At 69.5% G+C, this 22,766-nt stretch carries 22 protein-coding genes; 8 read left to right on the top strand and 14 right to left on the bottom strand.

Translation table 11 applies throughout. The annotated features are described in order from the left end of the window. Nucleotides 1-103: 103 nt before the first annotated feature. The 3 genes from J2853_RS41090 to J2853_RS41080 form a co-directional block, all read right to left on the bottom strand. Nucleotides 104-1,147 carry a YlbL family protein gene (locus J2853_RS41090; protein ID WP_307566858.1) on the bottom strand — a complete coding sequence of 348 codons (1,044 nt, stop codon included), beginning with the start codon at nt 1,145-1,147 and terminating at the stop codon, nt 104-106. A gap of 158 nt (nt 1,148-1,305) precedes the next feature. Continuing rightward, nucleotides 1,306-1,731, bottom strand: coding sequence for a molybdenum cofactor biosynthesis protein MoaE (locus tag J2853_RS41085; protein ID WP_307566857.1), 426 nt, complete (start codon nt 1,729-1,731; stop codon nt 1,306-1,308). A 214-nt stretch (nt 1,732-1,945) separates the two neighbouring features. After that, nucleotides 1,946-3,019, bottom strand: a complete 1,074-nt coding sequence (locus J2853_RS41080; protein WP_307566855.1) for an NAD-dependent epimerase/dehydratase family protein — start codon at nt 3,017-3,019, stop codon at nt 1,946-1,948. 82 nt (nt 3,020-3,101) lie between these two features. Here J2853_RS41080 and J2853_RS41075 point away from each other — a divergent pair, with 82 nt between their 5' ends. The 3 genes from J2853_RS41075 (at nt 3,102) to J2853_RS41065 (ending at nt 6,260) form a co-directional block, all read left to right on the top strand. Further along, nucleotides 3,102-4,433 carry a zinc-dependent metalloprotease gene (locus tag J2853_RS41075; protein ID WP_307566853.1) on the top strand — a complete coding sequence of 444 codons (1,332 nt, stop codon included), beginning with the start codon at nt 3,102-3,104 and terminating at the stop codon, nt 4,431-4,433. Next, a complete protein-coding gene (locus J2853_RS41070) occupies nt 4,430-5,002 on the top strand; it encodes an NUDIX hydrolase (protein WP_307566851.1) in 573 nt (190 codons plus the stop codon). The genes J2853_RS41075 and J2853_RS41070 overlap by 4 nt, the downstream gene beginning before the upstream one ends. A 259-nt stretch (nt 5,003-5,261) precedes the next feature. Then, nucleotides 5,262-6,260 carry an endonuclease/exonuclease/phosphatase family protein gene (locus J2853_RS41065; protein WP_307568983.1) on the top strand — a complete coding sequence of 333 codons (999 nt, stop codon included), beginning with the start codon at nt 5,262-5,264 and terminating at the stop codon, nt 6,258-6,260. 22 nt (nt 6,261-6,282) lie between these two features. On the opposite strand, the gene J2853_RS41060 is transcribed toward J2853_RS41065, so the two are convergent. The 3 genes from J2853_RS41060 to J2853_RS41050 form a co-directional block, all read right to left on the bottom strand. Beyond that, nucleotides 6,283-6,879 (bottom strand): hypothetical protein, encoded by a 597-nt coding sequence (locus J2853_RS41060; protein ID WP_307566850.1) that lies wholly within the window; start codon nt 6,877-6,879, stop codon nt 6,283-6,285. Continuing rightward, nucleotides 6,876-7,391, bottom strand: coding sequence for a M48 metallopeptidase family protein (locus J2853_RS41055; RefSeq protein WP_307566849.1), 516 nt, complete (start codon nt 7,389-7,391; stop codon nt 6,876-6,878). The genes J2853_RS41060 and J2853_RS41055 overlap by 4 nt, the downstream gene beginning before the upstream one ends. Nucleotides 7,392-7,532: 141 nt before the next feature. Continuing rightward, on the bottom strand, nt 7,533-8,315 hold the full coding sequence (locus J2853_RS41050) for an enoyl-CoA hydratase/isomerase family protein (protein WP_307566848.1): 783 nt from the start codon (nt 8,313-8,315) through the stop codon (nt 7,533-7,535). 105 nt (nt 8,316-8,420) lie between these two features. Here J2853_RS41050 and J2853_RS41045 point away from each other — a divergent pair, with 105 nt between their 5' ends. Together J2853_RS41045 and J2853_RS41040 are read left to right on the top strand one after the other, a co-directional pair. Continuing rightward, nucleotides 8,421-9,521, top strand: coding sequence for a ThiF family adenylyltransferase (locus J2853_RS41045; protein ID WP_307566847.1), 1,101 nt, complete (start codon nt 8,421-8,423; stop codon nt 9,519-9,521). Nucleotides 9,522-9,584: 63 nt separating this feature from the next. Then, nucleotides 9,585-10,937 (top strand): ABC1 kinase family protein, encoded by a 1,353-nt coding sequence (locus J2853_RS41040; protein ID WP_307566845.1) that lies wholly within the window; start codon nt 9,585-9,587, stop codon nt 10,935-10,937. A 516-nt stretch (nt 10,938-11,453) separates the two neighbouring features. On the opposite strand, the gene J2853_RS41035 is transcribed toward J2853_RS41040, so the two are convergent. The 3 genes from J2853_RS41035 to J2853_RS41025 form a co-directional block, all read right to left on the bottom strand. Further along, nucleotides 11,454-11,723, bottom strand: coding sequence for a WhiB family transcriptional regulator (locus J2853_RS41035; RefSeq protein WP_089212182.1), 270 nt, complete (start codon nt 11,721-11,723; stop codon nt 11,454-11,456). A gap of 541 nt (nt 11,724-12,264) precedes the next feature. Continuing rightward, nucleotides 12,265-13,131 carry an acyl-CoA thioesterase gene (locus J2853_RS41030; RefSeq protein WP_307566841.1) on the bottom strand — a complete coding sequence of 289 codons (867 nt, stop codon included), beginning with the start codon at nt 13,129-13,131 and terminating at the stop codon, nt 12,265-12,267. Continuing rightward, nucleotides 13,128-15,197: an ATP-dependent DNA helicase UvrD2 gene (locus J2853_RS41025; protein WP_307566839.1), complete on the bottom strand. Its 2,070-nt coding sequence runs from the start codon at nt 15,195-15,197 to the stop codon at nt 13,128-13,130. The genes J2853_RS41030 and J2853_RS41025 overlap by 4 nt, the downstream gene beginning before the upstream one ends. A 195-nt stretch (nt 15,198-15,392) precedes the next feature. On the opposite strand from J2853_RS41025, the gene J2853_RS41020 reads away from it, so the two are divergent. The 3 genes from J2853_RS41020 (at nt 15,393) to J2853_RS41010 (ending at nt 18,108) form a co-directional block, all read left to right on the top strand. Continuing rightward, nucleotides 15,393-16,403 (top strand): alpha/beta hydrolase, encoded by a 1,011-nt coding sequence (locus tag J2853_RS41020; RefSeq protein WP_307566837.1) that lies wholly within the window; start codon nt 15,393-15,395, stop codon nt 16,401-16,403. 59 nt (nt 16,404-16,462) lie between these two features. Next, nucleotides 16,463-16,717, top strand: a complete 255-nt coding sequence (locus J2853_RS41015) for a mycoredoxin (protein ID WP_307566836.1) — start codon at nt 16,463-16,465, stop codon at nt 16,715-16,717. A gap of 281 nt (nt 16,718-16,998) precedes the next feature. Then, nucleotides 16,999-18,108 (top strand): sulfite oxidase, encoded by a 1,110-nt coding sequence (locus J2853_RS41010; RefSeq protein ID WP_307566835.1) that lies wholly within the window; start codon nt 16,999-17,001, stop codon nt 18,106-18,108. 75 nt (nt 18,109-18,183) lie between these two features. Here J2853_RS41010 and nudC read toward each other — a convergent pair whose 3' ends face one another. From nudC to J2853_RS40985, 5 genes are all read right to left on the bottom strand, one after another. Then, nucleotides 18,184-19,164 (bottom strand): NAD(+) diphosphatase, encoded by a 981-nt coding sequence (nudC, locus tag J2853_RS41005; RefSeq protein ID WP_307566834.1) that lies wholly within the window; start codon nt 19,162-19,164, stop codon nt 18,184-18,186. 176 nt (nt 19,165-19,340) lie between these two features. Beyond that, complete coding sequence (locus tag J2853_RS41000; protein WP_307566832.1) at nt 19,341-19,910, bottom strand: class F sortase; 570 nt, start codon at nt 19,908-19,910, stop codon at nt 19,341-19,343. A gap of 2 nt (nt 19,911-19,912) precedes the next feature. Beyond that, nucleotides 19,913-20,356: a GVDTG sorting domain-containing protein gene (locus J2853_RS40995; protein ID WP_307566831.1), complete on the bottom strand. Its 444-nt coding sequence runs from the start codon at nt 20,354-20,356 to the stop codon at nt 19,913-19,915. Nucleotides 20,357-20,451: 95 nt separating this feature from the next. Next, nucleotides 20,452-21,114 (bottom strand): response regulator transcription factor, encoded by a 663-nt coding sequence (locus J2853_RS40990; protein ID WP_307566829.1) that lies wholly within the window; start codon nt 21,112-21,114, stop codon nt 20,452-20,454. Between the two features lie 125 nt (nt 21,115-21,239). After that, on the bottom strand, nt 21,240-22,607 hold the full coding sequence (locus J2853_RS40985) for a sensor histidine kinase (protein WP_307566827.1): 1,368 nt from the start codon (nt 22,605-22,607) through the stop codon (nt 21,240-21,242). Between the last annotated feature and the right edge of the window lie 159 nt (nt 22,608-22,766).

The following is a 22,766-nucleotide window of genomic DNA, read 5'->3' as shown; positions in this document are numbered from 1 at the left end:
CGGCTCGCCGGGCGACTCGGCGCGGCGCCACCGGTACGAATCGAACGACCGTCAGCTCGCCAAGCGACTTGGCGTGGCGCCACCGGTACGAATCGAACGACCGTCAGCTCGCCGAGCAACTCGGCGCGGCGCCACCGGTACGAATCGACTCGATCGCCTGCGACGCCTCATGGAGCGTGCCGACCTTGACCAGGGTCAGTCCGTCGGGGATCGCCTTGACCGCCTCGGCGCAGTTGTCCGCGGGGGTGAGGAAGAACGTCGCTCCGGCGTCGCGGGCGCCGACCATCTTCTGCTGAATGCCACCGATCGGGCCGACGTCGCCCTCCGGCGTGATCGTTCCGGTCCCGGCGATCGACTTGCCCCCGGTCATGGCCCCGGGGGTGAGTTTGTCCACGATGCCGAGGGAGAACATCATCCCCGCGCTCGGACCGCCGACGTCACCGACGTTGATGGTCACCTTGAAGGGGAACTTGTAGGCCATCTGCATGCTGATGCCCACCAGGGGCGAGCCGTCCGTGGCCGCGACGGTGGGGACGACGATCGTCTGGCTCTGGCCGCCGCGGTTGACGGCGAAGGTGACCTGCTCGCCCACCTTGTGCTTGCGGACGGCGGCGGACACGGCCTCGCGGTCCACCGCGGGCGTGCCGTCCACCGAGACGATCTCGTCGCCGTTCTTGAACTTCCCCTCGGCCGGCAGGTCCTTCTCGACGGAGGCCACGGTCACGACCGACCTGTAGGGGATCTTCAGCTCCGTCAGGGCCGCCGCGGTCGCGTCGTCCTGGGAGCCGGTCATCTCCTGGGTGTTCTGCTCCTCGACCTCCTGCGCGGTGGTCGCCGGCGGGAAGATCGTCTCCTCCGGCACGACCGCGATGGTCGGATCGACCCATCCTCTGAGTGCGCTGAACAGGCCGATCCTGGCGCTTGGCCCGCCCTGGTAGGCCACGGTGACGAGGCTGAGCGCACCCGTGGTCGGGTAGGTCGGACGTCCCTCGATGCTGATGACGGGCTTGCCCTTGACATCGCCGATGGTGTTCTCGGTCGGTCCGGGACTCAGCACGACGTACGGCACCGGCAGCAGGGTGCCGACAACCGCGAGTGTCAGCGTGAGGAAGCCGGCCACCATGAGGGTCAGCACTCGTCGGGACATGGGGTAGAGCCTATGCGGTACGGCAGGTCATGACGCCCCCATCTGCCGCCACCCTGCCCATGCCGCCGCCTACGCCCGATTTCACCGGGTACCCAGGGTGAGCACCCCGTCTTCAGGGCGACGGGAAGCGTTTTTTGTCGGCTTTCCGGCCGGGGACCTCAGTCGCAGGCCCCGACCCATTCGGTCGAACCATCCGCGAAAAGCTGGTTCTTCCAGATCGGAACCTCGCTCTTGAGGTCGTCGATCAACCTCCGGGAGGCCTCGAACGCCTCGCCGCGGTGCGGGCAGGCGACCGCCACGATCACCGCGATGTCGCCGAGTTCCAGGTCGCCGACCCGGTGCACCGCGGCCAGCGCGGTCACGGGGAAATCCGCCGCGACCTTCTCGGCCACCCGGCGCAGCTCATCCTCGGCGCTCGGGTGTGCCGAATAGGAGAGCCGGGTGACCGGCTTGCCGTGATCCTGGTCGCGCACCGTGCCGACGAAGATCGTCGTTCCGCCCGCGGCATGATCGCCGATGGCGGCGAACACCTCGTCGACGGAGAGCGCGCTGTCGCGAATACCGAGCAAACGGATGACATCCACGTCACAAAGAGTACTGCCCCGGGGAAAAGTCCCCGGGGCGCGCATCGTGCTCAAAACTTTAAAAAGATTTACGTTCGGCATCCCCGGAGGCACCTCTTCGCACCGTGCCCGACCGCCGTGTCCACCGCGGGCAGCGCCCCTCACGGGCTCCTCAGGGACCGTGCCCCTGTGGACGGCACTTCCCACGGGCGACGTTTCCCATGAATGCCGTTTCTCACGGGCGGCGCTTCTTGCGGGCGGCGGCGACGATCGCCGCGGTGCCGAGGACGGCGACGGTCGCGCCCGCGGCGGCGGTGATCGTGGCGTCCTTGCCGGACAGGCGGCGGCCCACGACCGCGTGCCTGCCCTCGCCCAGTTCCAGGAGCTGTTCGAGCGCGGCCGCGTTGGTCCACAGCGGTTTCCACCCGGCCTCGCGCAGCGCCGCGCAGTCGACCACCCACGGGTAGACGACGTAGTGAAGATCGGCGGCAGGGGCCGGGGTGATGCCCAGCCTGTGCAGGCGCTGGGCGGTGCCGAAGGTCAGCCCGGCGGGCAGTTCCAGCCGCCGCAACCCGGAGATCTCCTCGACCTGCTCCTGCTCCAGCCAGCCCTCACCTCCCACGGCCACCACGCCGGAGACCGCGCCGAGCGCGGCCATCTCAAGCGCTGAGACCAGGTCGTCCACATGGCAGAACTGCCAACGGGGGCTGCAGCCCTTGACGCTGAGCAGCCTGGGCGCCTCGAAGTGCCGGGTGACCACGCTGTCCACCCCGGGGCCGACCACGGCGGCGGGGCGGATCACGGTCACGTCGAGACCCGGATGGCTGCGCAGCGACCGCCGGGCCAGCGCCTCGATCTCCAGGTGGTCACCGACCACGCCGGTATCGGGTTCGGCGGCCACCGCGGAGTCTTCCGGCAGCGGGACGGGATTGTCGGGGACCGCGCCGTACACCATGGCACTGGTGACGAGCACCACACGGCGCACCCGGGCGGCGGCGCTGGCGGTGAGCACCGTCTGAGCCGCGCGCAGGTTGTAGGCGCGCCGTTCCGCGGGGTCCGCGTCGAGTGTGTAGTCGGCGGACAAATGAACGAGCACATCGATGTCGGAGATCCGGTTCGCCAAGAGCGGATCTCGGACGTCGAGCACCCGCCACGTGACGTCGGGCACGTCGCCGCGCTGCTCGTCGATGGCCACGACTCTGCGAAAATCCGCAGACGAGGCGACTTTCGAGACGAAGGCACGGCCGATACCCGAGGCCGCGCCGGTGACGGCGACGACCGGGGGCCGGGAGCGTTTCGAGGTAGGCACCGGGTCCTCACTTTGCACTGACCCGCCATGCGACGGATAACGTGGCGGATGTGGACTCCTCCATCCTGCACGAGGTAGAGCGGTGACTGACTTGCCAGGTCGGGAAAACGACCCCAACGAAAATCCGTTCGCCATGTTCGGCAACCCGGAGCAGATCGCAGCGGCCATGCGGCAGTTCGCGGACATGCTCTCCGCCCCACCGAGCTCCGGTCCCGTCAATTGGGACATGGCGAAGAACATCGCACGGCACGTCGTGGTCGCCGAGGGCGACCCGAGTGTCATGGAAGGCGAGCGGCGCCAGATCGTCGACGCCCTGAATCTCGCCGACCTGTGGCTCAACGAGGCCACCGCACTGCCGAGCGGGGTGAGCAACCCACAGGCGTGGAGCAGGTCCGAATGGATCGAGAAGACCGTCCCCGTCTGGCAGAAACTCTGCGACCCCATCGCCGCCCGCATGGTCGAGACCATGAGCGGCACACTCGGCGCCGCGGGCCTGCCCGCCGAGGCCCAGGCCATGGCCGGGCCGCTGATGGGCATGATGAAGCAGATGGGCGGCATGATGGTCGGCCAGCAGATCGGCCAGGCCATCGGCTCCCTCGCCCGCGAGGTGGTCGGCTCCACCGACATCGGCCTGCCGCTGTCCGACAACGCCGCCCTGCTGCCGGGGGGCATCGCCGCGTTCAGCGAGGGCCTGGAGACTCCCGCCGAGGAGATCCGCCTGTACCTCGCCCTCCGCGAGGCGGCCCACCACCGGCTCTTCCAGCACGTGCCATGGCTGCGCACGCATCTGCTCGGCGCCGTGGAGGAGTACGCCAGGGGCATCACGGTCGACGCGTCCGCCCTGGAGGAGCAGCTTCGCGGACTCGACATCAACAACCCCGAGCAGCTCCAGCAGGCGCTGAGCGGCGGCAACCTGCTCAAGCCCGAGGAGACCGAGCGTCAGAAGGCCGCCCTGTCCCGGCTGGAGACCATGCTCGCCCTGGTCGAGGGCTGGGTCGGCACCGTGGTGGACGGCGCCGCCGACGGCAAGCTCCCGTCCGCGACCGCGCTGGCGGAGACCGTACGGCGCCGCAGGGCGACCGGTGGCCCCGCCGAGCAGACCTTCGCCACCCTCGTCGGCCTCGAACTGCGTCCCCGCCGTCTGCGCGAGGCCGCCGCTCTGTGGCAGGCGCTGGAGGCGGACCGGGGTGTGGACGGCCGGGACGCGGTCTGGAGCCACCCCGACCTGATGCCCACCGCCGACGACCTCGACAACCCCGAGGGCTTCGTCAGGGGCGAGCCCGAGCTCGACCTGTCGTTCCTGGACGCCCCCGGGCAGGATCCTTCCTCCGAGCGCGACGAACGCGGTGAGAGCGGCGAGGACGGCGAGGACGGCGACGGAAAGGGCCGCGGAGACAAGGGCGACGGCACGTGAGCCTGCGTGCCGACGCACGGAACGTGCTCACGGGCTGGACCGCGCCGACCGCCGAGGAGGAACTCCTGCGTGAGGAGTTCCTGGAGCACCTGGACGCCAACGAGGACGCGATGTGGCGCGAGTGCGTCCCCGGCCACCTGACGGCCACGACCGCGGTGCTCTCCCACGACGGTGAGCGGGTGCTGCTCACGCTGCATCCCAAGGCCGGGATGTGGCTGCCCATGGGCGGCCACTGCGAGCGCGACGACGTCTCGATCGAGGCGGCGGCGCTGAGGGAGGCCACCGAGGAGTCCGGCATCCCCGGCCTGCGGCTGCTGCCCGGTCCTCTGGCGCTCGACCGGCACCGGGTCTGGTGTCACCCGCCGCACAGTCACCATCTGGACGTGGAGTACGGCGCGGTCGCCCCGCTGGACGTCGAGGCCGTGATCAGCGACGAGTCGCTCGATCTGCGGTGGTTCCCCGTGGAGGGGATTCCCGAGCTCTCCGACGAGGCCACCCGCCGCCTGGCGCGCCGCGCCCGGGAGGTCATGCGCGCCGAGGAACACGTCCGGCAACCGGAAAGGCGCTGAGAGTCCGGGGGGATTTCCTGACCCGTCCCACGGGGTCCGGGGCACCCGCCGTCCAAACCTTGATCCAGAAAACACCGCCCCAAAAGGTCTCCGGTCCAGAAAAATCCTGACACACAGCGCGCAGGCTGAGTGACTGGATGTGACGCGACGTGGCCCGTAATGCCGGTCAACGCCGCTGGACCGTTTTATGCTCGTCTCACGTGGCTCCGGATACCTTCATGTTGATCAAGCTGTACGAGCGGATCAAGGCAGTGTGAGCATGGACATCGTGACCGACACCGGCGTGGGAGGTGTGATCATGATGCCGTCGCGACGACGCCGGCGGATCCCCAAAGCCCTCGCCTGGGCCGCGGTCACCCCCTTCGCCGTCTGGGCCCTGGCCAGGGGCGCCGGGCTGGAGCGCGGGTCGCTGGCCACCCAGCTCATGACCGCCACGCCGTACGCGGCGGCGGGCTCGCTCGTCCCCGTGCTCATCGCCGTGCTGATCCGTAACCGCGCGGCCGCCGCGGTCGCGCTGGTCACCACCGCGGCGCTCGGTCTCAGCGTGCTCCCCCGCGCCCTCGGCTCCACGGGGAGCGCGACCGGGACCCCGCTGCGGGTGCTGACCCTCAACACGTTTTTCGGCGGCGCAGAGCCCGAGTTCGTGATGGGCCTCATCCGGCATCTCAGGCCGGACGTGCTGAGCATCCAGGAGCTGACCCCGGGGCTGGTCGAGGAGCTGGACCGGTCCGGGCTGAAGGATCTTCTGCCGTACAGGACCCTGGAGGCCGAGTGGAGCTCCGGCGGCACCGGCCTGTACGCCAGGTATCCGCTGACCCCGCTGAAGAACATGTTCGAGGTGATCGGGCACAACATGCCCGCCGCCAGGATGATCCTTCCCGGCGCCAAGCCGGTCGAGATCGCCGCCGTGCATCCCCTCCCCCCGCTGGGCGGCCAGGTGCACGACTGGACGGCGGCCATAGGCGCCTTTCCCTCCGCCTCCCCCGACACGATCCGCATCCTCGCGGGCGACTTCAACGCCAGCCTCGACCACGCGGTCATGCGCCGTTTCCTGAGCCGGGGTTACGTGGACGCGGCCGACAGCGCCGGGCAGGGACTCGTCCCCACCTGGCCCGCCGGCAGACGCCTGCCTCCGATCATCACCATCGACCACGTCGTGGTGGACCGGCGGGTGAACGTGAACGCGGTCAGCGTCCACACCGTCCCGGGAACCGATCATCGCGCCGTCTTCGCCGATCTGCGCCTGCCCCCGCCCTGACACGGCCTGCGCGGCCCCTACGTCACGACAGCAGCGCCCGGGTGTTGTCCCAGCCCTCAAGACCTGGGTCCAGCAGGCGGATGTCGTCAGGCGCACGCAGGCGGTGCCAGCCCGGCCCTCTGGCGACCATCCGGCTGCCGGGCGCGGAGGCGCGGAGGGTCTTGATCGGGTCGGGATCGTCGAAGTCCGCGCTCGCCCATCCGGGGTAGGGCAGATGGGCCGCTATCGCCACCGCTCCGCCCTCCGCCGCCGGGCAGACGGCGATCCGGGCGCGGCCGAGCTCGCGGAAGAGCTTGCCGATGAGCAGTGGGGGCAGGTCGGGCGCGTCGCCGCTCAGCAGGACCGCCTGCCCGCCGTACGGCAGGGCCGCGAAAGCCGCCTCGACCAGGGCGGTTCCCGACAGGTCGGGGATCTCGACGACCGGGGTCCCGGGCCAGACGATCTCCTCCATTCCCGGCACGCTCGTCACCAGGACCGGCGAGACGAAGTCGAGCCCGGCGACGAGCTCGTAGGTGTCCTCGGCCACGGCCATCAGGAACTCGGCGGCGTCGATCCCCGGCGGGGCCGCCTTCGCGATCGAGGGCGTGACGAGAACCGCTACCAGTCGATCTTCCGTCAATATTCCTCCGCAGAACCACTGGCCGCCGTGGAGAATCCTTCGAGGAACCCTCGTGCCCGCTCGGCCTTGGGATAGTGTTCCACCAACGCCCAGAACTGCGGACCATGGCTCGGCACCAGCAGGTGGACGAGCTCGTGCATGATCACGTAGTCGACCACCCACGACGGCATGCCCCGTAGCCGTGTGGAGATCCTGATGGTGCCGTGATCAGGGGTGCACGAGCCCCAACGGTGCTGCTGGTTCTCCACCCACCGCACGCTCGACGGAATCGCCCTGCCGCCGAGATAGCGCGCGGAGAGCTCGACCGCCCGGTCGAGCAGATCATCGTCCGAGGGCCGTCTTCGTTGCTCCTTGGCCGCCAGCCGGTCGAGCATCCGGCGCACCCATTGCTCTTCATCGGTGCTGCTCAGTCCGGCAGGCAGGAGCACGATCGTTTTCTCGCCGTCGCGGTACGCAGAGACCGTCCGCCGGCGACGAGAACTTCGGCGGACCTCGACTGTCTCGGGGGGCACATATGAACGGTAGCCGAGAATGACGAATTCACACCAGAGGGTAGAACGCGTTCCCGCTGGTCAATCCCCGTTCGTTGAATGTTCTGCGATACCTGCCGGCCATGCGGACGACCTATCTGATTAACCTGGATATCGCCTGTCTCATGAGTTGCCGAATCGCGGGACCCTCTGTTCTCTCTGAGCTGACAACCCTTCGAGCATGTCGTCAGAGGCCATGGTGATCGGCTGGGCGAGGGATTCCCAGCGCAGCGCGGCGTCGAGATCCGTGTGGCCGGCGGCGAGGGCGACCTTGGTGAGCCGGGTGGCGATCGGCCCGTTGGCCGCGACCGCCGAGGCGATCCCCATGACCTCGCCCATCAGGGATTCGCGGGGGAAAGCCCTGGTCACCAGCCCCTTCTGAGCCGCCTCGGCACCCAGCATCGTCCGCCCCGTCAGCAACATCTCCCTCGCCACTCCCACCCCCGCGACCCGGGGCAGCAGGTAGGTGGCCGCCATGCCGGGGTGCAGGCCGAGGGAGGTGAAGGGGGCGAGCAGCTTGGCCTCCTCGGCCGCGTAGACCAGGTCGCAGGCAAGGGCGAGGCAGAGCCCGGCCCCCACGGCGGCACCGTTGACGGCGGCGATGGTCGGCACCTCCAGGTCGGCGATCGCCAGCCAGGTGCGGTAGAAGCCCAGCATCCGGTCACGCAGGTCGGGCACGCTCTCGGCGCCGCGCTCCGCGAGCCAGGAAAGATCTCCCCCCGAGCAGAAGGCGTTGCCCGCGCCGGTGACCACCACGCAGCGGACGTCCCTGTCCGCGGCCAGCTCGGCGACGGTCCGCCGCCATTCGCCGGTCATCCCGTCGGTCATCGCGTTGCGCCGGTCGGGGTGGTTCAGGGTGAGCAGGACGACGCCGTCGTCCCGCCGGTCAAGCAAGAGCTCGTTCATGCCGGGAGCGTAGTGCACGGGGAGTTATCCACAGGCGGAGGGGAAAGCTGTTCGGGATCTTGCCGGGACGTGGCACTCTGGCCGCCCCCGAAGGAAGGCACCTTGATGAGGCCACGTCTCAAGCCCGCGCTGCGCCGGATCACGCGTGACGCGCGCACCCTGCAGTTCGGCCTGCACCCCCGGCACGCGGTGGTGCTCACCGATCTCGAACCCGAGGTCCGCCGCTGGGTCGAGAGCCTGGACGGCGTACGGGATCTCGCCGGGGTGCTGGCCGGCGCGGCCGAGGCGGGGATCGGGGAAGATCTCGGCCGGACCCTGCTCGATCTGCTGGTCAGCCGGGGCGTGGTCGACGACGCCGGAGTGGCGCCCGGCCCGCTGCGCACGCTCACGATGGCCGAGCGCGACCGGCTCCAGCCCGATCTGGACGGGCTCTCGCTCTCTCCCGGCACGATCGACGGCGGGCTCGCCGTGCTGGAGCGCAGGCGCGACGCCCAGGTGCGGGTGTACGGCGCCGGCCGGGTGGGCGCCCAGATCGTCGCCCTGCTCGCCGCCTCGGGGGTCGGCCGAATCTGCGTCGTCGACCCCGGGACGGCCCGCAACCAGGACGTCGTTCCCGGCGGTCTCGGCTGGACGGAGGTGGGCATGAGCAGGCAGGACGGCGCGGTCGCGGTGGCCAGGAGCCTGGCGCCCGGCCTCATCGCCTGGACCGGCGACGGCGCCGCCCAGCTGGCCGACGGGGCCAGGCGACCCGACCTGGTGGTGCTCGCGCCGGTGGTGCCGCTGGACGGCCTGCTGATCAGAGAGCTCCTTGCCTGGGAGATCCCTCACCTGCTGGTGACCGCTTTCGAAGGTTTCGGGTCGGTCGGCCCGCTGGTGCTACCCGGTCGGAGCACTTGCCTGCAGTGCCTAGATTTGACCCGGCGAGACCGCGACCCCGGCTGGCCGATCGTCAGCGCGCGCCTGGGGGGCTTCCCCGCGGGCGAGATCGCATGTGGCACAGTGCTGTCAACGCTGGTCGCCGCGGCCGCAGCGGGTCACGCACTCGCTTTGATCGACGGCAGGGAGGTCGCTGTGACCAACGGCACAATGGATGTCTTGCCCGATTGGAGATGGAAAAGACGATCCTGGAGTGTTCATCCTCAATGTCGTTGCTTCCGAAACGAGTTAGGTTCGCTAACAATGGTCGCGTCGGCTCCATGCCGCTGACGGACACCACAGCGAAGGGAGGGAGCGGCGTCTCGCTGTACGGGGGGCACGCCGCAAACCAAGGTGAGTGACCTTCCGCGTCGCGCCGTTGAGCGCTCTGCCAAGCTGGCGGCTCTCCCCATCGGGTTGGCCGGTCGCACCGCCCTCGGATTCGGGAAGCGCATCGGCGGCAAGTCCGCCGAGATCGTCGCCCAGGAAATCCAGGAACGCACCGCTGAGCAGATCTTCAAGGTTCTGGGGGAGCTCAAGGGCGGGGCGATGAAGCTCGGCCAGGCCCTGTCCATCTTCGAGGCCGCGCTGCCCCCGGAGGTCGTCGGCCCCTATCGCGCGACCCTGACCAAGCTTCAGGACGCGGCCCCGCCGCTCCCGGCCAGGACCGTTCACAAGGTTCTCGTCGAGCAGCTGGGAGACGACTGGCGGGAGAACTTCCAGTCCTTCGAGGACAAGCCGACCGCCGCCGCCTCGATCGGCCAGGTGCACAAGGCCGTCTGGCACGACGGCCGGACGGTCGCGGTCAAGATCCAGTATCCGGGTGCCGGCAAGGCGCTGCTCTCCGACTTCACCCAGCTGGCCAGGCTCGGCAAGCTCTTCGGGGTGCTGCTGCCCGGGCTCGACATCAAGGCCGTTCTCAGCGAGCTTCGCGAGCGGGTGGTGGAGGAGCTCGACTACCTGCGGGAGGCCGAGGCCCAGCATGCCTTCGCCCTGGAGTTCAAGGACGATCCCGACTTCCTGATCCCGGACGTCATCGCCGCCAACGAGCAGGTGCTCGTCTCCGAATGGGTGGACGGCATCCCGCTGTCACGGATCATCACCGACGGCACCAAGGAGGAGCGTGATCGCGCCGGTCTCCAGCTCGTCCGGTTCGTGTTCTCCTCTCCGGCGAGGGTGGGCATGCTCCACGCGGACCCGCATCCGGGCAACTTCCGGGTGGCCGAGGACGGGCGGATGTGCGTGCTCGACTTCGGCGCGGTCAACCGGCTGCCCGACGGTTATCCCCCGCTCTTCGGGAAGCTGACCCGCATCTTCAACAACGGCGACATGGCGACCGTGGTGCAGGGGCTGCGCGACGAGGGTTTCATCCGCCCGCACATCGAGGTGGACACCGAGGCCCTGCGGGCTTTCCTCGCCCCCTATGTGGAGCCGACCGCGGTGGAGGAGTTCACGTTCAGCAGGGAATGGCTGCAACAGCAGGCGGCCACGGTCACCGATCTGCGCCCCGGCAACGTGGTGCGCCAGCTCAACCTGCCCTCGTCCTACGTCCTCATTCACCGCGTGCACGCGGCGGGGACGGGCGTGCTCTGCCAGCTCGGCGCCACCACCCGCTTTCGCGACGAGGTCATCCGCTGGGTCCCCGGGTTCGCCGACGAGGGCCCCGGAGAGTCCACGACCGACGCGAGCCGACCCCGGCCGTCGTGAGCCGACCCCGGACCATTGTGAGCTTGACCACAATCGCCGGAAGCCGATCGCGGCCGTCCTGAGCCGGCCGCGGCCGTCCTGAGCTTGGTCACCACCACTGTGAGCCGACCACGACCGCAGGGGGTCTGACCTGGGCCGGTTGATCGGCTCAGAGCTGGATTCGCACCTCGATCGGGGCGGATCCAGCGAAAACGCCTGAAGAAACAGCTAAGGGGTGGCCCGTTCGAACGGGCCACCCCTTATTTTTCGCCGATCTCCAGAGAGTCGATCTCCGGAGATCAGACCAGGCGCAGAAGCGCGCTACGGACGCGGGCGGACGCGCGTTCCGCGTCGCGCTGAGCGCGCCGAAGGCGCTGGATACCGGCCACAAGCCGATGTTGCTCCGCCTCGCGGTGGAGCGTCCGTATTCGGTCTTTGACCAGTTCTTGATCCATAGAGTGCATGTCCAGGCTCCAGGCGGTGGTGGGGAAGGTCATCGGAAATCGTCCTTTCGGAAACGTTCGGGTTCTTGCTTGATCAGGCGGCGACCGGGGACTTGCGAGGACGCCCACGCGGACGCTTCCGCGGAACGACCGCGCCTCGCAGGACGAGCTCGCCGCCCCAGACACCCCATGGCTCCTCGCGCTCGAGCGCGCGGGCCAGGCAGGCCTCACGGATCGGGCAGCCTCCGCAGAGCGCCTTGGCGAACTCCACGTCTTCCGGAGACTCTGCGAACCACAGGTCGGGGTCGGTACGACAGGGGATTGTGGCTTCGTCGATCAGGTCCATGACCGTCTGGGCCCCCATCTGCTTCACCTCTCAGTTAGGTGTTGATCTTTGATTACCTCGTGGGTGGGGGTCAGGAATGACGCGGACAAACAAGAAGGCCGCGGATCCTGGATGCGGATCCGCGGCCTGAAGGCTCTTTCTCTCGGTCAGGTTATGACCGGAGGGTGCCTCCAGGGGTGCGGACCACGCAGTCCACCGTTTCCGATGTGCTTGGTCGGTGCATAGCTGCCGCCCTCAAGGGCGGGGATAGCCGGGACGTTCATCGCCGGGAAGGCGACCGGAGCGGACTGGCGGACTGCCTGAACCAGGAACTGGGCAGACCGCTCCACCTGAAGCTGAGCTGCCACGCCACCCGTGATGATGGATCGGCTGCCACAGGGCATGACCGTGTTACGCCGCACGGAAGCGAGCCCGAACCGGGACGACATCAGACTTCTTTTCACAGCGGACTCACCTCCATTCGTGGATCGCCGGGCACTGAGTGCCCGACTTGCTTGAACATGACCCTAAACCCCGCTCGCGGGGCCGGGCAACATATTTTCTACCTGCAGTTTTATCACTAGCTCACGCGGATCATCGCTTCCTGCACCACCGATACCGCGAGTTCTCCCGAGCGGGTGAACATCTCACCCTTGGCCAGCCCGCGTGCCCCGCCCGACCACGGCGACTCCTGGGCGTAGAGCATCCACTCGTCCACCCGGAAGGGCCGGTGGAACCACATCGCGTGATCCAGCGAGGCACCGGAGATGTTGGAGGCTCCCCACGCCAGACCGTGGGTCAGCAGCACGGTGTCGACCAGGGTGAAATCCGAGGCGTAGGCGGCGAGCACCACGTGGAGCAGCGGGTCGTCGGGCAGTTCCGCGTCGTAGCGGAACCACACGTCCGTCTTGGAACTGCGCAGCGCGGGGTCTCGGTAGGCCTCCCAGGTGAGGGGGGTCACATAGCGGGCGTCCACCGGGCGCGGTTTGGCCAGCCACTCCCGCATCGGCGAGTCTTCCCCCATGACCTCCCGCATCCGGTCCTGGAACAGGGGCAGGCTCTCGGGCGCGACCACCTCGGGCATCACCACGGCCTGGTGTTCCACGCTGGTCTCCACGACGTGGAAGGAGGCCGACATGGTGAATATCGCCTTACCGTGCTGGATGCCCACCACCCTCCGCGTGGTGAAGGACCGGCCGTCGCGGACCCGCTCGACGTTGTAGACGATCGGGATCGACGGATCGCCGGGCCGGATGAAGTAGGCGTGCAGCGAGTGGACGTAGCGGTCTCCGGGCACCGTCCGGCCGGCGGCGAACAGCGCCTGGGCCGCCACCTGACCGCCGAACACGCGCTGTATGCGCTCCTCAGGGCTGCGCCCCCTGAAGATGTCGAGCTCGATCTGCTCCAGGTCGAGCAGATCCAGTAACTCCTTGAGCGCCTCGTTCACACGTCCTCCGTCTGGTTTGCGGCCATGCGGCACAGATCGAGCACCGCCTCACCGTAACGGTCCAGTTTGACGCGTCCTATACCGGCGATCGCCAGCAGGTCCTGTTCGGAGCGGGGCGCCCGCTCGGCGATGGCCTGGAGGGTGACATCCGTGAAGACCGCCCACTGCGGAATCTTGTCCTTCTTCCCGACGCTCGCGCGCCAGGACTTGAGGGCCTCCAGCAGTGCCTCGTCGTAGTCGACCGGGCAGGTGGAGCACCTGCCGAGCTTCTGCGCGGCGGCCGTGGTCAGGGTTTTGGCGCAGATCCGGCAGCTCACCGGCGCGGCGACCTCGCGCCGTTCCCTGGGGACGGGCGCGGACGTACGGCTCTGCGCCCCGGAACGGCCCGTGAGGCCGTCAAGGAAACGGGAGGGACGTCGGGAACGACGCCCGCCCGGTGAACGCGCCAGCGCCCACGACAGCCCCAGATGGGCTCGGGCACGGGTGACTCCGACGTAGAGGAGGCGGCGCTCCTCCTCGATCTGGTCGGGTGTCTCGGCGTAGATGATCGGCAGCATGCCCTCGGTGACGCCGACGAGGAAGACCGCGTCCCACTCCAGTCCCTTGGCCGCGTGCAGCGAGGCCAGCGTCACGCCCTCGACCGGCGGCGCGTGCTGTTCGCCGGCCCGGCGCTCCAACTCGGTCACGAAGACGGGCAGGTCCGCCCCCTCCGCGGCGAGGTCCTCGGCGAGGTCGGCCAGCGCCTTGAGCGACTCCCACTTCTCGCGGGCCTTGCCGCCGCCGGGGGGCACAGGGGTGAGGCCGATCCCGGCGAGGATGTGGTGGACGGTCGAGACCAGCGTGTCGTCGGGCTCGACGGAGCGGGCGGCGCCGCGCAGCAGCACGACCGCCTGGCGAACCTCCGGACGCTCGAAGAACCGGTCGGCGCCGCGCAGCACGTAGGGGACACCGGCCTTGCCGAGAGCCTGCTCGTACGCCTCGGACTGGGCGTTGACCCGGAACAGTACGGCGATCTCCCGGGTCGGCACGCCGCCGTCGGCGAGCTTCCTCACCGCCCGGGCCACGCCCTCGGCCTCGGCGACCTCGTCGTCGTACTCGGCGAAGACGGGCTCCGGCCCGTCCGGGCGCTGGGCGATCAGGGCGAGCTTGTGCGGGGTCCGCGCCTTCTCCAGCACCCGGTTCGCCAGGGAGACGACCTGGGGGGTGGACCGGTAGTCGCGAACCAGCTTGATCACGGTGGCGTTGGGGTGCTCGACCGAGAAACCGGTCAGGTAACGAGGGGTCGCGCCGGTGAAGGAGTAGATCGTCTGGTTGGGGTCACCGACCACGCACAGGTCGTCGCGGCCGCCGAGCCAGGTGTCGAGCAGCAGTTTCTGCAGCGGGTTGACGTCCTGGTACTCGTCCACCACGAAGTAGCGATACTGCTGGCGGATCTGGGTGGCCACCTCGCGGTGCTCGGTCATCACGGCGGCGGTGAGTTCCAGGATGGTCTCGAAGTCGACCAGGTGCCTCTCGCGGCGGAGCGCCTCGTAGGCCTCGTAGAGCCGGAAGACCTCCTCGGCCGCGACCGGCGGGGTCCGGCCGGCCTTCTTCGCGGCCTCGGCGTAATCCTCCGGGGCGATCTGGGTGACCTTGGCCCACTCGATCTCGGAGGCGATGTCCCTCAGCTCGGACCGGTCGGGGTTCTTGCGGATGGAACGGCAGGCGTCGATCAGCAGGGGCATCTTCGACTCGATCACCCTGGGCGGGTCTCCGCCGATGACGCGCGGCCAGAAGTAGGTGAGCTGACGCAGCGCGGCGGCGTGGAAGGTGCGGGCCTGGACCCCCGGCGTGCCGAGCCGGCGCAGCCGCTGCCTGAGCTCCCCGGCGGCACGGGTCGTGAACGTCACCGCCAGCACCCCCTGCGCGTCGACCACCCCGCTGTGCACGGCGTGCGCGATGCGATGGGTGATGGCGCGCGTCTTGCCCGTGCCCGCTCCCGCGAGCACGCAGACCGGGCCCCGGACGGCTTCCGCCACGTCACGCTGCTCGGGATCCAGCTCCGCCAGGACGTCGTAGGGCTCCACGGAGACTCCTTAACACGCTGTCGAACAGGTCGGGCGGAAACATCCTCCCAGCCACTGGCAGAGCATCGCTCATTCTGGCATCATGCCGCCGTTAATCGATGTGGTTCGCCAAGATGCACAACCATGCCTGTTTCCCCCACAATGGGGAACGAATTGGCCCGGGGAAGGAAGAAGCCTGTGCGAACTGCGGTGACCGTGAGTGCACTTGCTCTGGCGACATTGGTGATCGGAACCGCGACGGTGCACACGTCCGGGGCAGCGCACGCGGCCTCGACGGCTTCGCACTCCAGCGGCACGCCAACGGCGAAGAAGCCGGTCAAGGGCGATCCCACACCCACACCCACACTCGCGGCGACGCCGACCCCGACGCCCCCGCCGGCACCGGAACCGGCCAACGAGTCTCCCCAGCCGCTCGCCCACGGCACCGTCATCGACACCGTCGCGTACGGCCCGCACGCCCGCCAGCGGATGGACGTCTGGCATCAGACCGACGATCTGAAGCGGCCCGGTGTCTTCGTGATCCACGGTGGCTGGTGGTCCTCGGGCGACAAGAAGCTCATGACCGAGGTGAGCCGGAGCTACGCCGAGCAGGGCTACACGGTCTTCAACATCAACTACCGTCTCTCCACCGACGCCCCCTGGCCCGCCCAGCGCACCGACACGCTCGACGCCATCGCCACCGCGCGCAGGCACGCCGCCCTGTGGTCCTTCGACCCCAACGACTACGTGGTCATCGGCTTCTCTGCGGGAGGCCACCTGGCCACCGCCGTGGGAACCTACAAGGACGGCATACCCGGCCTGCGCGGCGTGGTCGGCATCTCCCCGGTGGTCTCGCCGATGACGGCCTACACCGAGGGCTCCGGGAACCCGGACGCGAACAAGCGCAAGCTGCGCACGGCGGCCATCAAGCTCGCCGGGGGCTGCGGGCCCATCGGCAAGTGCTCCAAGATCTGGGCCAGCATGGAGGTGCCCATGCACGCGAGCCGCGGCGACGCGCCCGTGCTGACCGCGCACTCGGAGGACGAGTTCGTGTCGGTGGAGCACAGCCTCCTGCTCAAGACGCGCCTGCGCCAGGTCGGCGTGGACATGACGGTGCTGACCGAACCCGGCACCGGGCACAGCTCCCCCCTCTACCGCATGCCCGGCCTGGCGGAGAAGGTCCAGCAGTGGATCGCCGACAAGGTTCTTGCGCCCGCGGGAAGATGAACGGCTTTCACTTTGTTGCCAATGAGCGCCGGACATCACCTGAGGGGACATCCAACGAAATGGCGCTGACTGTTTACACCACAACCTGGTGCGGCCCTTGCAAGCGACTGAAGAGCCAGCTCACCCGCGAGGGCATCTCCTACGAGGAGATCGACATCGAACGGAATCCCGACGCGGCCAAGTTCGTCATGAGTGTCAACAACGGCAATCAGACCGTGCCCACCGTCGTGATGGACTCTCCGACCGGTCAGGTCGTCAGGACCAACCCCTCAGTGATCGAGGTCAAGCGCATCCTGGCGGGGGTCAACGCGTAACCGAAATCCCCCATGCGTGCGAGCCCCGGTCCTGCCGGACGCGGGGCTCCGTCACGCCAGGGCTCCCCGTGGTCCGGCCAGGCCACCGCGACCGCACCCCCTCAGGCGGTCGGATCAGGGCCTCTCGTGCCGGCGTCCCGCCGTACCGGAGCCTCGGCGCACCGGTGCACCGCCGCGCCGAGGTCGTCCCCGCCGGGTATCGAACCGGGCGAAATCCGGCGTGAGATCCAGTGGTTAGACTCGTGCCACTTCCGCCGTCGCTGAAGAAGCCGGAGAAACCGATGGATTCCGCCGTCCACGCCCTGAGCGCTCCCAGCCGTCTCGCGGATCCCCAGGAAGCGATCTCCATCGAGGAACTGCAACTCGCGGCCCGCAACCACGGCATCCCGCTGGAGGCCCTGCGCTACGAGGTGACCCCGCCCGGACTGCACTACCTGCTCACCCACTTCGACATGCCCGCCGTCGATCCCGTCACCTGGCGGCTGCCCCTCACCGGCCGCGTCGCCCGGCCGCTGACGCTGGATCTGGACGGCCTCCGTGAACGGCCCCGCGTCACGACCCGGGTGACCATGGAGTGCGCGGGCAACGGACGCGCCCATCTTCTCCCGCGCCCGGTCAGCCAGCCGTGGCTCGTGGAGGCGGTCGGCACCGCCGAGTGGACCGGCACGCCCCTGGCCCCCCTGCTCAGGGAGGCCGGCCTCACCGACGACGCCGTGGAGGTCGTGTTCACCGGGAGCGACCACGGCATCGAGCGAGGCGTCGAACAGGACTACCAGCGCAGCCTGCCGCTGGCCGAGGCGCTGCGCGCCGACGTGCTGCTCGCCTACGAGATGAACGGCGCGCCGCTGCCCGTCCAGCACGGTGCCCCGGTGCGGCTGGTCGTTCCCGGCTGGTACGGCATGGCGCACGTGAAGTGGTTGCGGGAGATCACCGTCATCGACCGTCCGTTCGACGGATACCAGCAGGTGGTGGCCTACCGGCTGGGCAACACCCCGGACGGGCCCGGTGATCCGGTGACCCGGATCGAGCCGCGAGCGCTGCTCATCCCTCCCGGCTTCCCCGACTTCATGTCCCGCGCGCGGTTCGTGAAGGCGGGCCAGGTGGTTCTGGAGGGCCGCGCCTGGTCAGGCTGGGCTCCCGTCACCGGGGTCGAGGTGAGCACCGACGGCGGCGAGCACTGGAGCGCGGCCCGGCTGGAGGACGCCCAGGCCTCCCCGTGGGCCTGGCGCGGCTGGAGCTGGACCTGGGACGCCACACCCGGCCGGTACGAGCTGTCCGTCCGGGCGACCGACGCCGACGGCCGCACCCAGCCCCTGGAGCAGCCGTGGAACCGCGGCGGCTTCGCCAGCAACCTCGTCCAGCGCGTGCCCGTCGCGGTCATCGACGGCTGAGGCGAGCCTCGCCGGTCACCGGTTCGCCCTCACTTCCGGCGCCGGTCGACGGCACCCGTTCACCGGTCTCGCCGGCTACCAGTCGCCGACCAGCGGCTTGCCGTACCAGGTCTCGATCAGCCTGCGGGCGATCGAGAGCTCGGACGGCAGGCGCACCTCTCCGCTCTCCATCGCGGCCAGCAGTTCGGCGCGGCTGAACCAGCGCGCCTCGGCGATCTCCTCGGGGTCGAGCACGAACTCGGTCGACGTGGCCCGCGCGAAGAACCCGAGCATCAGGCTGCGGGGGAACGGCCAGGGCTGGCTGCCCAGGTAGCGGGGCTCGGCGATCCGCACGCCGACCTCCTCGGCCACCTCGCGCGCCACGGCGTGCTCCAGCGACTCGCCCGGCTCCACGAACCCGGCCAGCACCGACAGCCGCCCCTCAGGCCACTGCGGCCCCCTGGCCAGCAGACACCGGTCCTGATCGTCGTGAATCAGCATGATCACCGCCGGATCGACCCGGGGGAAGTGCTGGCTGCCGTCCTTGGAACAGACGCGGACGTGCCCGCCCGACCGGACCTCCGTACGGTTCCCGCAGCGCGGGCAGAACTCGTGGGTGGAGTGCCACGCCTCCAGGGCGACCGCGTAGACCATCAGCCCCGCGTCCCGATCTCCCAGCAGCGAGCCCACCTCGCGCAGTCCTACGGCGAGGACCTCCTCCTCTCCCAAGGAGGAGAAGGCGATCGGGGCGACCATCCGCCTGGGGGGAGCGGAGGTGTGGACGACACCCGGCAGCGAGGCCGACACGGCGAAGTAGGCGATGCCCTCGGCGTCCACGCCGAGCAGGTAGCGCTCCCCGTCGGGTGCCTCGGCCGTGGGCAGCAACACCAGCGAGACGTCCTCCCCGCTCCGCCGGACCAGTGCCTTGCCGTCGTCGACGACCAGGACCCGGGTCGCGCCGTCCTCCCATGCCCGCTTGAGCCACTCGGCGTCACCGCGAAACAACGCGGACCGATCGATGGTGCTGCGCGCGAGCAGCAGCGGTCCCAGCAGTTCTTCTTGCGTCGTGATCTCCACGCCGTCTCGCCTCCCCAAACCGGTGAACAGTTTATGCCGCGTGACGGAGGCGTTTTCTCACGTCCTCCCATCTCGCCGGCTCTCCCCCCGGTCGGGAAAGGCGCGGCCACCGGGGAGGTATCCCGGTGGCCGCGCCGTTTTCCGCTGTTTCCGGCCGTTCCTCGGCGTCGTGACGATCAGCTCGCGAACACGACGACGTTGTCGCGGTAACTGCGCCGCTCACGGTCGAAGGTCCCGCCGCAGGTGATGAGCCTGAGTTCGGCTCCCCCGGTCGAGCCGTACACCTCCTTACCCGGGACGCGGTCCTTGGGGAAACGGGCCAGGCGGCGGACGGTGAACGTCACCACGCTCCCGTCGGCCCTGTCGACGTGGATCCGGTGTCCGGGGCGCAGGTTCCCGAGCCGGTGGAAGACCGCGGGTCCCGACGTGGAGTCGACGTGCCCGGCGATGACAGAGGCTCCGGCCTCGCCGGGCTCGGGACCCGCCTTGTTCCAGCCCACCCGGTCGAAGTGGGTGGGGGCGATCAGCCGGTTCCTCGCGTCGAGCCTCAACGCGATCACCCGGGTGGAGACTCCGATCGCGGGGACGCGGAGCCGTACGGGATCGGCGACGTCGCCTTTGGCCGGAGGCCGTACGACCTGGGCGGACACCGGGGCGCTGTGCGCGGCGACCTCGGTGGAGCACGCGGTCACGGCGGTGACGACGGTGAGGGCGCAGAAGGCGATTCCGAGGGCGGGAAGGCGCACGGTCAGCTCCCGGAGGTGAGTCGGCGGCTGAACCAGAAACTCCCGCCGGCCAGGGCCGCGAACCCGATCAGTCCCGCCGGCGCCCAGAGCGGAACGTCGTCCTTCGCCGTTCCGCCGAACCCGGTGTCCACCCCGCCCTGCGGACGATCATCGTCATCGTCGTCACGGGCCAGACCCCCCTGACCGGTGTCCACCCCACCCTGCGGACGGTCGTCATCATCGTCATCGTCGTCACGGGCCAGACCCCCCTGACCGGCGTCCACCCCACCCCGAGGACGATCGTCGTCGTCACCTCCCTTGCCGTCGTCGTCATCGTCGGCGACGTAGGCGGCCGCCCCGGGCAGCGAGGAGGCGTGGGCGGTCGACATCCCGGCGAGCACGCCGGTGGCGCCGAGTCCGATGGTGACCGCGATGGCGAGCAGGATCCGCCGTAGTAGCAGGCCCATGTGGCCCTCCTGGAGAACGTTCCGCGGCCTTTCCGCGGATGACTCCAGTTTTCAGGCGGGCGGTGAGCCCATCATGAGCGAGAAATGACAGAGCTCTAACCTGGCCGCAGCCGGTATCCGGAGCCGCGTACGGTCTCGATCCGCTCGGTCCCCAGTTTGCGGCGCAGGTAGCGGACATAGACGTCCACCACGTTCGAGCCCGGGTCGAAGTCGAACCCCCATACGTGGCTGAGCAGCTGTTCGCGGGTCAGAACCTGGTCGGGATGCCGGCAGAACACCTCCGCGAGCGCGAACTCCCGGGTGGACAGATCGATGGACCGGTCGCCCACGTTCGCACGCCGGGTCCGCAGGTCCAGGCCCAGGTCGCCGACCCGCAGGACGGTGGCCTCGGGAACCCTCTCGGGACGCAGCCGCAGCCGTACCCGGGCCAGCAGTTCCTCGAAGGCGAAGGGCTTGGCGAGGTAGTCGTCGGCCCCGCCCTCCAGGCCCGCGACGGTGTCGGCGATGCTGTCGCGGGCGGTCAGGATGATGACGGGAATCGTCACCAGTTCCTCCCGGAGCCGCCGCAGGACGGTGAAGCCGTCGCTCAGAGGCAGGCCGATGTCCAGGATCAGCAGATCGAACCGGCCGGTGCGGGCGTGGTCGTAGGCCGTCACGCCGTCCCCGACGACCGTGGTGGTGAACCCGTTGCCGCGCAGCCCCTTCTCCAGGAAGGAGGCGATCCGGGCCTCGTCCTCGGCGATCAGGATACGGTTCACGACGCCTTCCTCCCGGGAGACGGGATGCGGCTCACGGCGCCTCCTCGTGGAAGGACAGGACGCGGCTCACGACGCCCCTCGCGGAAGAACTCACGGCGCCTCCTCATGAGAGAACAGGACACGGCTCACAACGCCTCTTCAAAGGGAAAGGTGATTACGAAGCGGGCTCCGCCGCCGTCGGCCTCGCCGACCCGTACGGTGCCGCCGTGGGCCTTGGCGATGGACCGCACGATGGCCAGACCGATCCCGGCGCCGTCGTGCGCTCCGGTGCGGCCGGCCCCCCGGACGGAGCGGACGAAGATCCGCTCGCGATCCTGGAGCGGCACGCCCGGACCGCTGTCACGCACCCACAGCTCGACGGACCCCTCCCGTACGGCGGAGCCGACCGCGATGAGGTCTCCGGGCCGGGTGTGCCGTACGGCGTTGGCCACGAGTTGCATGAGCGCCTGGGTGAGGCGCTGCCGATCGGCCGTGACGCGTTCCGCGGCCACCTCGTCCACCCGCCATCGGCGCTCTCCGAGGGCGCGGGCCTTGGCCACGACGCTCATCGCGAGGTCGGCGAGCTCGACCTCGTCGGGGGTGAGGAAGCCCGGCTGCTCGGACCTGGCGAGGACCAGCAGGTCGTCCACGATCCGCTTCATCCGTTCGAGCTCGTCGGCGACCAGGGCGAGCGTCTCGGACCGGTCCCGGGGGTCGTCGCCCATCAGCTCCAGGTGGCCGCGGATGACCGTGATGGGGGTGCGCAGTTCGTGCCCGGCGTCGTCGAGGAATTCGCGTTGCACCGCGAAGGCCCGTTCCAGCCGGTCGAGCATGTGGTTGAACGTGGCGGCCAGGGCCGACACGTCGTCGTCGCCGGAGACGGTGAGGCGGCGGCTCAGGTCGCTGGAATCGCTGATGTTCTCCGCGGTCTGGCGGACCAGCCGGACCGGGGCTAGGACCCGCCCGGCCACGAACCACCCGGCGCCTCCGGCCAGGGCCAGCGCGATCAGACCGGTGAGGGCCAGCACACGCACCGCCTCGACGACCTCGCGGCGTTCGATGTCGTAGAAGACCACGGCCACGAAGGACGCCTCGACCTTGCCTCCGGCGATCACCGGGATGACCGCCCAGCGGACCTGCCCGGCCGCGCTGTCGGCCCAGTCCCGCTCGGGCGTGGTCGCGGCGGCCATCCGTGCCACCAGCGCCTGGTTGGTGTCCAGCGCGGCCGGCGGTTCGGCGTAGGTGCGCCACGGGACCGCGCCGTCCACGATCATGAAGAAGGTCTCGTGCCGATCGGGTGCGTTGACCGCCAGGTACTCCTTGAGCAACGTCTCGGGGTCCGCCGACGACGTCCTCGCGTACCAGCGGAGTTTCTCCATCTCGTTGGCCAGTTCCGCGTCCACCCTGCTGTCCAGCCTGGCCAGCAGGACGGTCCAGGCGGCGAAGACCGAGACGGACAGGGCCAGGCCGACGACGGCGAGCATCCAGCCCACGATCCGTGCCCGGGCGCTCACCGATCAGTCATCGCCGTCATCGCCGATGTCGTCGTCGTCATCGCCACCGTCATCGTCATCGTCGCCTCCGCCTCGCGGTGGCGGGGGAGGCTTCACCGGCTCCGCCCGCTCTTTCCTGCTCGCCGTGGGAAGCGGGGTCGGATCGCTCGACCGCTTCGG

The sequence above is a fragment of the Streptosporangium lutulentum genome, from assembly GCF_030811455.1.
Classification (GTDB): domain Bacteria; phylum Actinomycetota; class Actinomycetes; order Streptosporangiales; family Streptosporangiaceae; genus Streptosporangium; species Streptosporangium lutulentum.
The sequence above is the reverse complement of the archived record's forward strand: the minus strand, read 5'-3'. Positions and strand labels throughout refer to the sequence as shown.

What these genes read in the sequence shown, in the direction of transcription:
- J2853_RS40995 (WP_307566831.1), bottom strand. Translation starts at nt 20,356, where the DNA reads ATGGGCCTGCTACTACGGCGGATCCTGCTCGCCATCGCGGTCACCATC.
- J2853_RS41050 (WP_307566848.1), bottom strand. Translation starts at nt 8,315, where the DNA reads ATGAACGAGCTCTTGCTTGACCGGCGGGACGACGGCGTCGTCCTGCTC.
- J2853_RS41090 (WP_307566858.1), bottom strand. Translation starts at nt 1,147, where the DNA reads ATGTCCCGACGAGTGCTGACCCTCATGGTGGCCGGCTTCCTCACGCTG.
- J2853_RS41010 (WP_307566835.1), top strand. Translation starts at nt 16,999, where the DNA reads ATGGATTCCGCCGTCCACGCCCTGAGCGCTCCCAGCCGTCTCGCGGAT.
- J2853_RS41045 (WP_307566847.1), top strand. Translation starts at nt 8,421, where the DNA reads ATGAGGCCACGTCTCAAGCCCGCGCTGCGCCGGATCACGCGTGACGCG.
- J2853_RS41065 (WP_307568983.1), top strand. Translation starts at nt 5,262, where the DNA reads ATGGACATCGTGACCGACACCGGCGTGGGAGGTGTGATCATGATGCCG.
- J2853_RS41015 (WP_307566836.1), top strand. Translation starts at nt 16,463, where the DNA reads ATGGCGCTGACTGTTTACACCACAACCTGGTGCGGCCCTTGCAAGCGA.
- J2853_RS41035 (WP_089212182.1), bottom strand. Translation starts at nt 11,723, where the DNA reads ATGGGGGCCCAGACGGTCATGGACCTGATCGACGAAGCCACAATCCCC.